Origin of the sequence: Aromatoleum sp. (assembly GCF_032027225.1) — a bacterium.
Taxonomy (GTDB): Bacteria; Pseudomonadota; Gammaproteobacteria; order Burkholderiales; family Rhodocyclaceae; genus Aromatoleum.
The window spans coordinates 76,193-89,280 of record NZ_JAVSMM010000012.1; the positions used below are offsets into that span (position 1 = coordinate 76,193).

General features: G+C 59.8%; 9 protein-coding genes. All 9 read right to left on the reverse strand.

Going from position 1 to position 13,088, the window contains the following annotated elements; translation table 11 throughout:
- Nucleotides 1–20: 20 nt before the first annotated feature.
- Nucleotides 21–1,268 carry a glycosyltransferase family 4 protein gene (locus tag ROZ37_RS13975; RefSeq protein WP_312660177.1) on the reverse strand — a complete coding sequence of 416 codons (1,248 nt, stop codon included), beginning with the start codon at nt 1,266–1,268 and terminating at the stop codon, nt 21–23.
- Nucleotides 1,265–3,112 carry an alginate lyase family protein gene (locus ROZ37_RS13980; RefSeq protein WP_312660178.1) on the reverse strand — a complete coding sequence of 616 codons (1,848 nt, stop codon included), beginning with the start codon at nt 3,110–3,112 and terminating at the stop codon, nt 1,265–1,267. The genes ROZ37_RS13975 and ROZ37_RS13980 overlap by 4 nt, the downstream gene beginning before the upstream one ends.
- Nucleotides 3,109–5,271 carry a bi-domain-containing oxidoreductase gene (locus ROZ37_RS13985; RefSeq protein ID WP_312660179.1) on the reverse strand — a complete coding sequence of 721 codons (2,163 nt, stop codon included), beginning with the start codon at nt 5,269–5,271 and terminating at the stop codon, nt 3,109–3,111. Before ROZ37_RS13985 ends, ROZ37_RS13980 begins: the two co-directional genes overlap by 4 nt.
- A 121-nt stretch (nt 5,272–5,392) precedes the next feature.
- Nucleotides 5,393–7,318, reverse strand: coding sequence for an asparagine synthase (glutamine-hydrolyzing) (gene asnB / locus ROZ37_RS13990; RefSeq protein WP_312660180.1), 1,926 nt, complete (start codon nt 7,316–7,318; stop codon nt 5,393–5,395).
- Nucleotide 7,319: 1 nt separating this feature from the next.
- Nucleotides 7,320–8,660, reverse strand: a complete 1,341-nt coding sequence (locus ROZ37_RS13995; RefSeq protein ID WP_312660181.1) for an O-antigen polymerase — start codon at nt 8,658–8,660, stop codon at nt 7,320–7,322.
- Nucleotides 8,648–9,979, reverse strand: coding sequence for a hypothetical protein (locus ROZ37_RS14000; protein WP_312660183.1), 1,332 nt, complete (start codon nt 9,977–9,979; stop codon nt 8,648–8,650). Before ROZ37_RS14000 ends, ROZ37_RS13995 begins: the two co-directional genes overlap by 13 nt.
- The gene (locus tag ROZ37_RS14005) at nt 9,951–10,817 is read right to left on the reverse strand and encodes a hypothetical protein (RefSeq protein ID WP_312660184.1); all 867 of its coding nucleotides are present in this window, start codon (nt 10,815–10,817) and stop codon (nt 9,951–9,953) included. Before ROZ37_RS14005 ends, ROZ37_RS14000 begins: the two co-directional genes overlap by 29 nt.
- Before the next feature lie 218 nt (nt 10,818–11,035).
- Nucleotides 11,036–12,004 (reverse strand): AAC(3) family N-acetyltransferase, encoded by a 969-nt coding sequence (locus tag ROZ37_RS14010; protein ID WP_312660185.1) that lies wholly within the window; start codon nt 12,002–12,004, stop codon nt 11,036–11,038.
- Between the two features lie 57 nt (nt 12,005–12,061).
- Entirely contained in the window at nt 12,062–13,087 is a 1,026-nt protein-coding gene (locus ROZ37_RS14015; RefSeq protein ID WP_312660187.1) for a glycosyltransferase, read from the reverse strand.
- Between the last annotated feature and the right edge of the window lies 1 nt (nt 13,088).

A 13,088-nucleotide genomic window follows, 5' to 3' on the forward strand; every position in this document is an offset into this window, starting at 1 on the left:
GTCTCAATACATAATCTGTGTTAGCTGGCACGTGAGTGGACGGTCCGAGCCGACAATTGCGTACTTTCCATCCAATCCACCCATCGATCCGCCAGCAACGCCCGGTCAAATTCCTTTTCAGCGAGCGCTCGGCCACGCTCACCCATGACCTTCAGGGCGGCGCGGTCGCCGGCAGCTTTCTCCAGCGCATCGGCAAAGACAGCAGGGTTGTCGGGCGGCACGGCGAAGCCACAGCGCTGCTGTCCAATCAGCTCGGCCAGCCAACCAGGGTAATTGTTCAGCACCGGCAGCCCGGCGGCTATGTAGTCAAAAAACTTGTTAGGCGAAGTGCCATAGTAAAAAGCCGGCACATTGGCCAGTATTTGCAAGCCCACGTCAGTGGCCGCCATCAGGCCCGCAAGACGCACCTTATTGACGGCGTCGTGGAACACGACGTTGTCCAGCCCCTCGCGCTCGGCGCGTGCCTGCAGGCCTGCCTTTAACTTGCCCTGGCCAATTAGCAGCAGCTTGATATCATCGCGGCCACGGCGTTTGAGTTCGGCAGCGGCATCCAGCACGGCATCAAGGCCGTTGGCCATGCCGTGGGTGCCGGCAAACACGGCCAGCAAGTCAGTTGCCCGTACCTGCGGGGGCCGCCACGGCTCCGCCGTTCCAGCAAAAATACCCAGATCGCACCCGTTGGGCACTAGCGCAATACGCTCCCGCGGCACGCCCCGCTGCGCAATGCCTTCCACAATTCCGGGCGACAGCCCAATTAGTCGGTGGGCCGAACGATAACTGGCCCACTCCAACGCGGACATGGCGCCCAGCACTAGTGGATTGCGAATCACACCCATGGCCCGAGGCAGCTCAGGCCACAGGTCCCGCACCTCAAATACAAACGGTTTGCCACGCAGCCAGCGCGCTAGGATGCAGGGAACGCCCGCTGTAAGTGGCGTAGTGGTGGCAAATAGAACGTCATACCGTTCGGTGAACGCCAAGCCGCAGCTGCGCAGGGCGAACTTCAGGAACGTCAGTGCGCGTTTCACGAAGCCATCGCCGTTGGAATAGGCCAAGTCGAATTCGATGATCTCGATGTCGTCCACAACGCCGCGCCGCCGCCCATGCGCAAACGCCGTGCTCAGGCCAGTTTCGCCCCCGCTATAGCTACCGCATACCATGGTGACCTGATGCCCGCGCGCCACCAGTTTGCGCGCCATTTCATAAGAGCGGATGCCGGCAGATCCCTTGGGCGTTGAAAAATGCTGATGAAAATAGAGAACTTTCATGCTGCCCACCGATATTCCGTCGTCAAGGTGCCTGGCTGCGCAGTTTCAATTTCAAGCACCGACACGGGGGTCTTCTCAAGATAGTGACGCGACTCCCAACCCTCGATCACGTCGCAGCGGACGATGGGCATGCTGGCCAGCACCGTCAGCACATGCGTCCCATTCGTCAGGCGCGCCTCGTCTAGCCGACCTTCCAATTGCCACGTGCCCGGCGCCACGCGCCAGCGCAAAACGGCCTTGCGCGCGAAGCCCGCCACCTCGTCCACCACTATCAGGTGCGAGTCACTCAAGCTGATGCGGCGGCGGTGGCTGGCCCCTTGGCGGTCCCGGTAGCCGGCCGCAAAACGAACCGTCAGCCCCTCTTCCGTCAGCGGCTCGATAACCGAGGTTCTGAGCCAGTTTCCAAACAGGAAACGACTCAGGCGCGGCATCTGGTCGCGGCCATCAAACTGTACGGTGTTGTGACTGGCCGTGCCGCCAAAGTAGTTCAGCCACTGCGGCTCGCTGTTGTAGCTGTAGGAACCGGCATCGCGCAGCAGGTTGTCGCCATCCAGCCACAAGTCCAGATGCAGGGCATCGGCCTGGCTGGGCCGGAAACGAAAGCGCGGGTAGCGCAACATGGCCATGGCCGACCCACGCCGCAGCACGGCAAAGCCACCATCGTCCGCCACACGGCTCCCTGGCTGCGGTGCCAGTGCCTGCGGCACTGGCACGCCCAGCCACTGCAAGGGACGGTTCCATAGGCCGTCTTCTGCAAAAGCGCGCTGGTCCGCAAACAAGGCCATAGCCAGCTGCACGCTGGGGCGGTAGTCGCGGTAAGCAGTATCCGTTAATTGCAGCAGCCGAGCGCCGTCGTTGGCGCCCAGGTTAGGGCCGTCGCCATTGCGCGGACTGAGCATGTAGTACAGCCACTGGGTGGCCGCCCGCACACGTTCACACCAAGGCGCGGAAAACGCCGGCAGCCCTAAGTGGCGGCGCCACACCTCTGCCATGCAGAAGGTGTCCAACAGTACGCGGTGGTAATTCAGCGAATACTGGCTGAAACTGCCATCCGGTCCGATCAACCGAGCGGCGCGGTTTTCCAGCCAGCGGCGGCCAATTTTCTGCCATTGCTCCCCCTCAGCCACCCCCAGCGGAGCTAGCCAGCTACCGCCGATGAACAGCGCCGCAGCCTCCGAAGTGCCATGGTTATTGTCTTGCGCCACGGCGTATTGCACGGTCGGCGCAATACGCTGCAAATGCAGGCGCACCAGATCAAGCAGGCCAGGCGCGGGCTGCCGCGCCTGGCCCAGCATGAGCGCCGCCATGGCCAGGTGCATGACGCGCATAGAGGCCTCTTGCCCACACTTCCAGTTGGGGCCACGGTAAGGTGGATTGTGGGCGCACCAGTCGGCCAGCCAGTCGTTCACCCGGGCGAGCGCTTTGTCATCACCATTGCGTGCGCGCTGCGCAAAAGCCAGCACCCAGTCCATCCGAGACAATTCCCAAATGACCTTGATGTCGCCCACTTCAGGATCGAAATCGGGAATCTGCCACCAACCGCGCTCCGGCGCGGCCACACGCTCCCCGGTAAACGGATTGGCCTGCCAGTCCGGCGGCTGGGCCGTCACCGTATAGGGCCAATAGCTGAACAACCGCGCCGACGTCTGCCAGCCACCGACGGGCGGCCATGGCACTTCCTCCAACGTGGGCGTCGAAAAGAACGGCCGCTGCGGCACGGCGGCGTGCAGCCGGCGCACAGGGTTCAACCCCAGCTTGACGCCCACGCGGTATGAGGCCGCGCGGGCTATGTTGGGCAGGCCCAGCGCGAGCGCTGTCCCCGCTTTGGACATGAAAGCGCTCATTGCTTGCGCAACTGCTCCGCCACGTCGATGGTCACCCGCGCCACCTGAAAAATCTCGTCCGGCGGAATGGCCGGCACTCGATTCTCAACAGCGTTCAGGAACGCCGCCGCGCAGGCCCTTTGGCCCTTGTCCTGCTTCCACAGATTGAGCCTGTTAAAACCCGGCCAGCCGTAGCCCTTGAGCTTGCGGAAGTTGTCCAGTTGCAGCACACGGCCCGCGGCAAATACCTCGACCCGCTCTTTCGGGAAGCTTGCCGCACCGTTAGCCAGGTAAAAAATGGTGCCGAAGGACCCGTCTTCAAACCCAAGGGTGATGGACGCCTTGTCCTCCGTAATCTGCACCCCGGGCGCATCTCCCATGCGCCGCGCTTGGACGGACACGATGGGGCTGCCTGCCAGAAAACGCATCAGGTCGATGAAATGGCAGGCCTCGCCAATGATCCGGCCGCCGCCCACCGCGTTGTCCTGCGTCCAGTGGTTGGCCGGAATGGCGCCCGCGTTCATGGTCATTATGAACGACTTAGGTTCTTTCACCGCCTGCAGCAAGGCCTTCATCTTTTGCACGTGTGGAGAAAAGCGACGATTGAAGCCCACCATCAGCCGCGGACCCTGACCGCCCCCGCAGCCGTACCGGTGCGCCTCGGTATAAGCCGCCTGCACTTCGGCCAACTCGGCATGGTGAATCGCCAGCGGCTTCTCCACAAAAACGTTCTTGCCGGCCTTCAACGCCTGGGCCACAAAACTGGCGTGCGTGTCGTGGCGGGTGACAATAACCACCGTGTTGACAGCAGCGTTGCCAAGCATGGCGGCCATATCGGTGGATGCCTCGGCGAAACCCGCCTTTTCACCATGGATCACGCCATTGATGCCACCCGCCGTGACGACCGTGTGAAATTGCGCACCTGCCGCCTTGAAGGCCGGAATCAGCATGCGTGAAGCATAGTTGCCCGCGCCGATGAAACCCAGTACCGGGCGCTCCGCGTCAAAGCGGGCGCCGGGCGCCAACGTAACGCTGCGCGCGGGACGCTCGGCGATCGGCGAGGTGTATCGAAGCAAAATTCCCAGGCTGCTCTTGTCTTCGGTAAGGATCCGATAGGCCTTTTGGGCGTCTTCAAACGCAAAGCGGTGCGTAATGAGCGGCTTCACGTCCAACTGGCCGCCGGCCAACATGTCGAGCACGGCCTCGAAGTTGCGCTGTTCCGTCCATCGGACAAAGCCCAGCGGGTAATCCTGCCCCTTGTCTTCATAGTTCGGGTCATACCGACCAGGGCCGTAGGAGCAGGAGACTTGAAAGCTCAGCTCCTTCTCATAAAAGTCAGCCCGATTCAGCTCTAGTCCGGTCACGCCCACCAAGATGATCCGCCCGCGCTTGCGGCTCATACGCGCAGCGTGCGCGACAGGATCGGTAGACTTGGTGGAGGCGGTGATGATCACCCCATCTACCCCCCGCCCCCGGCTGAAGGCCATGCCGGCAGCCACTGGGTCTTCCCCCTTGCTGGGGTTGCAGGTGACAGCGCCATATTGGTGAGCCAGAGCCAGCTTAGCCTCGTCAAAATCAATGGCAAGCACGCGGCAACCGTGGGCGCGGAGCAACTGAACGGTCAACAGACCGATCAGTCCTACTCCCGTGACTACGAAGGCCTCCCCCAGCGTCGGCTTCGCCAAGCGAATACCCTGCAGGCCGATGCTGGCTAACACTACGAAAGAAGCGGACTCGTCGTCCACAGCATCCGGAATGCGGGCGCATAGGTTTTTCGGCACCTTCGCCACCTCGGCATGAGGCCCGTTGGACACCACACGGTCGCCCAGTTTGAAACCATCCACCGCCGAGTCAAGTTCAGCCACCACGCCCACGTTGCAGTAACCCAACGGTAAGGGTCGCGCGAGCTTGGACTGGACAGCCTCGATGGTAGTCATCAGCCCATCGGTCTGGATCTTCTCCAGCACCATCTTGACCTTGTCGGGCTGCTGGCGAGCCTTGTCGATCCAGTTTGAACGCCCGAAGTCAATCAGCATCCGCTCGGTCCCCGCGGAAATCAGGCTGTTCGTCGTCCGGATCAGTAGCGTGCCGGTCTGCAGTGCTGGCGCGGGGATTGTGAGCACGGACGTCTCACCGCTACCCATGTTTTGAACAATTTGTTTCATCAATACCTCAACCATTTCACAATCCGGTCAGACCCAAGGGTCGTAATACCTGGAGCTCACCATCAGACCCGACAACGAGGATTTCGGCAGTAGGCAAGGGGGCCCCATGAATAACCAAACTGAAGTTACTCACCAGCTAAAGTTTGGGATCGAGTGCGTAGTGACCATCCAGGTACTGGCGACACCACAACTCAAGACAGACTAGGCCGAAAATTGGGTAGGAAGCATCAAGCCTCCCCGCGCGATCTTCGTTCACCAGGCGCTGAACTTCGCCCGCGTCGAAAACGCCTCGCACAGCAATGTTCTGCGGCGACAAGGATTCGTCGACGATGTCTCGCAACGGCCCCTGCAACCAGCGCCGCAAAGGCACCCCGAAGCCGGTCTTAGGCCGATAGATCACGTCGTGCGGAAGATACGGCTCCATCGCACGCTTGAAGATCCACTTGCCGATGCGGCCGTGCTGCTTATAGTTGAGAGGGAGACTACCGGCAAGCGAGACCAAATCCAGATCAAGTAGGGGAACTCGCACCTCCACTCCTGCAGCCATACCCATCTTGTCGGTGTAGTTCAGATTATGGTCGGCGAGAAAATGCTTGCACTCCAGGTAAAGCATGCGATTAAGCGCATCGGTGTCCGCAGGTAATTCCCTGAGCGTCCTGACGAGCGGATCGAACATCGCTTCGACGCTCAAGCCCTGTCGCATTTCGGGCGACAGCAGCGACAAAGCGCGGGCAGGCTCCATCCACAGGAAATAGCTCGCGAGCCGGCGCTCACTATCGAGACCTGCGTACTGGAACGCTTTGCCGATACGACGCAGAAGAGGAGTGCGCGCGGACAAACTTCCCGAGAGATCGCTCAACCCACGACGCAGCGGAGCCGGCCACCACGACCACCAGCGTTCCTGGGTCAGTGCAAAGTGGCGACGGTAACCGGTAAAGATGTCATCACCCCCGGCGCCTGACAGCAGAACCTTTATCCCCTGCGATCGAGCCAACTCCGAAATAAACAGCGCATTCAGTGCCGCCGGGTCGGGCGTCGGCTCATCGAGCAGATAGATCATTTCAGGCAGCCGATCCATCATCTCGCCGCCAATTTTGACAACGTGCAAATCGACGCCAAGATGGTCTGCTACGCGGCGCGCGTAGGGAAGATCGTCGGCGAATCCTTCTGTCGCAGTCGATCCGTCGGTTACCTCGATGCTGAAGCACTGCAGCCGGTTGGCCGCGCTACGATGACGCTGGGCAAATGCGACCACGGCTGAAGAGTCCAGCCCCCCCGACAGAAATGCACCTAGCGGCACGTCGGCGACCATCTGCCGCCGAACCGCTTCCTCGACAGCCGCGGCAACTTGCCGTGCAGCTTCATCAACCGACAGCGAGACTTGAACGGCTGACGAAAAGCCGATATCGCGGTAGCGCCATTCGCGCAACACTTCTCCATGCCGAGCCTGCAGAGCGTACCCTGGCAAGAGCTTGCGCACGCCTTTGACGATAGTCCCAGAACCGGGCGACCACAGGTAGCCGAGGTGGTGAAGCACGGCGAGCGGGTTGAGGTCAGGCGTTACATCGCCCGCGCGCAGCAGAGCTTTCAATTCGCTGGCGAACGCAAGGCGCCCAGCGCATTCAGCAAGGTATAAGGGTTTTACGCCAAGTGGATCGCGCACCAGCGTCAGCGTGGCGCTGTCTCGCTCCCAGAACGCGGCGGCGAATATCCCGTTAAGCGCTTCGAAGCAACGGACACCGTCACGCGCAAACAGCGCGAGGAGCACCTCCGAATCCGAGTTCCCGCTGAACTGCTCCCCCTGGACCTCCAGCGCCTCTCGCAACTCGCGGTAATTATATATCTCGCCGTTATAGGCCATCACAATGCGGCCGTCGTGCGAGACCATAGGTTGATGGCCGGCCGCTGAAGTATCGAGGATAGACAACCGCACGTGACCCAGCCAGACCCGAGCCTCTTCGTCGGCCCAGTGGCCGCAGTCGTCCGGCCCGCGCCGCCGTATCGCCGATAAGCCGAATAATGGCTTGCGTAACGGACCCGTAGCCCCATAGATTCCACACATCTCAGTTTTTCCCCGCGGCAATCACTGTCGCATGCTTGAGCACCATGCGCCGGTCCGTTCTAAGCTCGCCCCGGAGCATCCAGACAAGCGGGACTAACATCGACAATAGCAATACGGTCACGGCAGCAAGCTCACCGCGGAAGTAGTGCAGCATCACACCTGCCATCATTACGTAGATCCCAAGCGGCACATCCCTCCCGCTCCGGGCAGCCCGGCCGTAGGCAACACCATAGACAGCGCCGAAGATCAGGGCACCAAATGCAACACCCACCCATCCGAAGTTCAAGTAGAACTCTCCAAATAGACCTGGCGGCATGGTCGTTGCTTCGTTCTCCCACTTCTCCGGCCACAACGCTAGGGTGAAGACTCCGGGCGCAGTGGGCGGCTTGTCGGGGAAGAGGAGCGAGGGTAGCCAGATCAGAAATACCATCTTCAAGGTTTCCCCTTGCTGAAAGGACAGTTCGTTCGGTATCGCATCCACCAGGACTGCCATGCACTGCAACTGCATCAGATTTCCAGTGAGTTGCTGAAACAGCATCCGGGAGAAGCTCGCGAAGAATCCCTCCTGCTGGTCGTAGAAAACGAACTCGCCAACCACCAGGTACTCCTGCTTGACCACGTGATAAACCATCAGCAGCACGAACGTGAGGCAACCAATTAACGCCAGCCTAAGAAACGACAACTGACGAACCCGGACATGCCAGACGATCAGCATCGCCAGCAAGTACACAAAGACCGTCGACTTGGCCCCCTGTAGGGCCACTAGCATTAGCGCAAGAACCGAGAACGCAATGAAGCGGAGATGGCACAACAATGACAACGGCTGATGCCGAGAGGCAATCTTGATAAACCAGGCGAGTGATACGGACAGCAGGCTGTTCTGCAACATCACGATGAAGTTCAGCCCAGCAAACTGGCGAATCCGGTCGCTGCCGGCCAATAGCCAATTCTCTACCCCACCGAGCAGCACTATGGTCACGAGAATGGATGCTAAGCCAACGCCGATCACCAGCCGCGCGCGCCGCTCGAACGACCAACCCCGCCTCCATCGCACCCTACGTGTACGTACGGTGACCCGGGACCAAGCGATTCCCGCTGATACACCTGCAAACACGAGCAGAAGCACACTGCCGTAAATCAGGAGTGCGCTCTGGATAGCCTGAGTCTTGTCGCGGAACGAATAGCCCCAAAAGATCGAAAAACCGTCAGTCTCGTCGATGAAGGGCATCAGGGGCAGCAAGATTCCCGCCATCCAGAATGCAAGAAATAGTATCTGAGGACGCAGCGGACCAAAACGTCCGCGAAATCCAATGGGTTGATCCAGCACTATTACAAACTCCATCGTTTCATCCGGCAAGAAACCGCACAAAGGGCGGCCGCCGACCAGACGGTGCCCAGTGCAACAGCCACCGCCGCACCCTGCGCCCCCCAGGCTGGTATGCCTAAAAAGCATACGCCTCCTCCGAGCGCGACTTCGGCCAGGTTGATCCAGACCGATGCCCCATAACGACGTACCACCATCAGACGCGTCCCGTACGCGAGGGCTAGTGCCTTTATGGGCAGGATCCAGCTGAGCACGGCGGCGAACAAAAAAGCCGACGAGTACGCGCCACCGATCAACCAGTAGGCAATCATGGAGACAGCACACAACGCAGCGGCTCCGACAACGCCGGTTAGCAGCGTCATGCGCACTAGTTCGGACATCTGAGCTTCCATCGCGCCCTTCCGGCTGAGGGCGGACACCATCTTCGGAAGCGCACGCTGCACGAGAACCGCCAGAGGAAGGGTGACCGAGGTAAGCGCCAGCATTGCCAGTCCAAATACCCCGATCCGGTCAGTCGGAACTTTGAACGCAGTCAACGCGAGTACCGGCAGGCTATCGGCAAGCAGGCGCAGTACCAGCGCAAGATTGACCGCGCTACCATGCCGAACGCTGCGCATCAACTCCACCCACTCCAGCGGTGCACGCCAGGGAACGGGCGGGGTCGCTCGACGCAGCACGATCAGTAGGCCGATCAGAGTCACTGCCTCACCGAGATAACGCGCCGCAATCCAGCCGGGAATGCCCCGCGCCCCGGCGAGCGAAATCTGCAAGACGATTGAAACGCCGGAAAGGACCATCAGTCGCCGATAGCAGTGTTGAACGAGGGCCGCCCCCTGCGCGAACCCGGTTGTTGCCCTGAGCATGTTCGTCAACAGCACCATTCCAGCACACAGGGCAACCGCATCGACAATCGCCGATGGTCTCATTAGCGCACGCGCGCCGACTACGGTTAGTCCTACGATCAGAGCGCCAGTGATGACAACGAGGTAGATGTTGCGCAGGGCGATCATCCGCCGCCTAGGGTTCTGCTCCTCGGCGATATCTCGAATCGATAGAGCCTGCGTGCCCGCGCTACCAACTAGCACCAAGACCGACAAGGCGCTCTCGAGCGAACGGATCACGCCGAGTTCAGAGGGACTGAGAATCAGTGCTACGAGGAACTGCCCGAGAATCACCGTTCCCTGAATGCAGACCGTCACCATTAGCACCGGTAAGAGCCCGCTCTGTTCCAGCCCATCGAGTAGCGAGCGCAGATTTTTCAATATCCCAATTCCCGCGCGAAAGGGCAAATGACAATAACCGTTTGAGTCATCTCGAGAATACGAGACAAGTGTCATCAAACCCTCTGACCGCGGTGCCGTAGGCCACCGTAATGTCCTCCGGCATCTCGCCAGAGGGAAACGTGAAGGTGCCGAACTGGGCCAAACGAAAGGGCAGGGCATCCTTCGCCGCGGAGAAAAGCTCCTCGGGCTGCCCTCGAGCATCAATCATCATGATTTTCGCACGTTCTGACAGGATTCCCGGACCACGACGAGAATCCAGCATGTCGAGCAGCAAATTGCCCGATGGCATCCCGCTTTCGACTGTTGTCGAAAAAAAAAGACAGCCAGGTCCGCGACCACTGTATATCGAGCTGCCATCAATACTTGCGATCTCCCGGATACCCCCGCCCCCCCCTTCCTCCAAGAGTTCGAAGACGTGATTCGTCTCGAGCTGCGTATCGGTCGCATAGAGCAGACGTCCGCCGACCTTCGCGATCCATGCTGCCCGATATGCCTGTCGACCGCGTAGCACTGGGGTTATCGACGAAAACCCACTATCGCTCGTCCATATACTCGCCGAATGCTCGAAATCACCGCATAGCACCCAAACCCGATCTCCGATCGCAGTCACCGCATGAATATGCTCGATTTCGCCTGCCGGAATCTCGGCCAACACAGTCCAAGTTCCTCGCTGATTTGAGCGTCCCCAAATACGGACCAGACCTCGATGCGGATTATCGAAGTACTCGCCAAAGACAAGCAAGGAGTCGCCGCCAGGCTGCTCTATGCAACTGAACTCAAGGGCACGTCGCCCGTCTGGAATGTGAAAATCGAGCGTCAGTCGGCCAGTTCGTAAATCGCAGCACCAGATCTCCGAGCGGCGCGCGATGAACAAACCGCCGTCCATAATCATTGCGTGGCTCGGAGAGATCCTAAGCACGCGGTCCACAGAGCGGAATTGTCGGCCGATCCGGCCCAGAAATCCGAGCGGGGGAAGCTGACAGATGAACTCCGAGCGATCCAGAGCATAGTTGGAACGATACAGCGCCCCATGCGAATGACAGACCATGCCCCTCTTGTCGGCCACCAACGGTCGCAACGCCTTGCGGAGGGCTCTGACAGTCCAGGCACTCATCGCGCGGACCTAGTCCAGAATGGTAACCAATATGGGTAAGCCTTCGCCTTTCTGGCGTTGAGAAATTCGACCAATGCGGTGGATTCGCAACTTTCGATGCGCAGACCGTCGACATTGGCGACCTTGAGAATCCCATGGCCGATTAACTCCTTTTGAAGCGTTCGCTCTCCGTAGTACATCGCCCAATGAGGGCGTCGCTCACGAACAGTCAGGTCGACCTCGAACTCGCCATCTTGGACGTGGAACAGCCGATCGCGATACCAATTGGCAATCGGCCATCGTTCGGCCCAACTGTCTTCTGCCACATGAATCATCGTGAGGCTATGTGCGGTATCCACGCCCAGACACACGATTTTTGCATTATGGTCCGCGCAATACTTCCATGAAGAGCGTGGGCCACACGCCGTGGGACGATCGCCGTCGATATTAGCCTTCATCATCGGCGCGGCATGCGGTCCGACGGCGGCCATTGTGTTGAGCGGATGACGGCTGCGTATGGTCCCTGACATCGCCAACAGCGCCTTCGGGATAGCGCCGGTCCATGGCGGCGTCCTGCGTACGTCATAGACAAGACGTTTAGTACAGATTGCATCGGTCAACCGCCCCAGACCAGTCGGCTCTTCGCGTAACAGTGGAATTGCTGGCAGCGCGAGAGTTCCTTCTGGCCCGAGAAACTTAAGTAGCCGCTCACAGATCTCGGCAGGGGAGAGTCCGGTCGATTTGAGGGCGGAGCCTGAGGAGTGAACGATCGCGATGTCTCCCTCCTGAACACCAAAGGTGCGGAGTTGATCGATGATGCGGTCGAAAGACAAATATTCAACGCCTGCTACCCGAGCATTTGCCGGCTTGGCGTGGTTACGCGCCCGCGGGGCGAGGAACTTGTGTACCAAGCTGGAGCGCCAGTAGAGGTTCTTCACAAAAACCTCGATCCATGGCGACGCGGACAGGATCCTGTCGACGTTCATTCTAGGAGTGCTCTCGGATCAGACATCTTGGTAGAAAAGGGCGCGGCCCTGTTGGCTTCACACGCACAGACCATCAATAACCCGACGCAGGGTGCCGCGCCGCTGCTCCATCGAAAAATTCCTGTCAATCCACTGGTGTCGCTGATCGGCCTCAGAGGCCTGCCAAGGTTCAGTCAGAACCTTGAGCATGCCCTGATGGATGGACTCGATATCAAGGGGATCGACCCAAGTCGCGTAGGCCCCAGCAACCTCGGGTACCGCACCACGTGGCGAAACTACAACCCGTGCACCTGACGCGATGGCCTCCGCGATCGCATGGCCGAAGCCCTCGTGCAGCGTGGGCTGGACATAGGCGACACAGCGCCTGTAGTGCTCACGTTTTTCCTCGTCGGAAATCATCCCAAGAAACTGGACCCGATCCCCAATTTTGAGCTGCCGTGCCCGTTGCTCCAGTGCTCCCTGATGATCGCCGGGCTTTCCTGCCACCAGCAGTCGACAATGCGGCAGTTCCGCAGCGAGGCGTGCGAATGCTTCTAAGGTGGCGACCAAGCCCTTACGCACAGCATTGGTATAGCTTGTCCACGACACCGTAAAGAAATAGTTGTCGAGCGCGCCCCGTCTGTCGTTCGGACGATAAAAGGCCGTATCGATCGCCAGAGGGGCGGACACTGGATGGCGAACGCGTAGGTTGGTCGTCACTTCGTCATATTCAAAACGCGAGATGAAAAGATTCCGATCGGCGAAGCGCAAGGCACTTCGCAACATCACCTTCTGCCACTCGGGCCGGTCGAGATAACAGAGTCCTGGAAGTTCGGTGCGACAGGCCGAATAGTCGAACGCCCCCGTCACCAGCACAGGTTTGCGTCGCAGCTTACCGACCAGCAGCGGGAGCGCCGCATGCCCCCACCACCAGCAGAAATAGGCATCGGCATGCCAGTCGATCGATCCAGGTCCACCAGACAGCACGACATCGTGCCCCAACTCGCGAAGTAATCGGATATCGACCCGGTAGAACTCGACCTTTTCGAATACCTCGCGCCAGTTGGCGTGACCTGACATGTTGGCAAAGAAGCAGATTCGCAAT

Coding starts and splice junctions, on each gene's coding strand:
- ROZ37_RS13975 (WP_312660177.1), bottom strand. CDS start 1,268: ATGAAAGTTCTCTATTTTCATCAGCATTTTTCAACGCCCAAGGGATCT.
- ROZ37_RS13980 (WP_312660178.1), bottom strand. CDS start 3,112: ATGAGCGCTTTCATGTCCAAAGCGGGGACAGCGCTCGCGCTGGGCCTG.
- ROZ37_RS13985 (WP_312660179.1), bottom strand. CDS start 5,271: ATGGTTGAGGTATTGATGAAACAAATTGTTCAAAACATGGGTAGCGGT.
- asnB (WP_312660180.1), bottom strand. CDS start 7,318: ATGTGTGGAATCTATGGGGCTACGGGTCCGTTACGCAAGCCATTATTC.
- ROZ37_RS13995 (WP_312660181.1), bottom strand. CDS start 8,660: ATGGAGTTTGTAATAGTGCTGGATCAACCCATTGGATTTCGCGGACGT.
- ROZ37_RS14000 (WP_312660183.1), bottom strand. CDS start 9,979: ATGACACTTGTCTCGTATTCTCGAGATGACTCAAACGGTTATTGTCAT.
- ROZ37_RS14005 (WP_312660184.1), bottom strand. CDS start 10,817: ATGATTATGGACGGCGGTTTGTTCATCGCGCGCCGCTCGGAGATCTGG.
- ROZ37_RS14010 (WP_312660185.1), bottom strand. CDS start 12,004: ATGAACGTCGACAGGATCCTGTCCGCGTCGCCATGGATCGAGGTTTTT.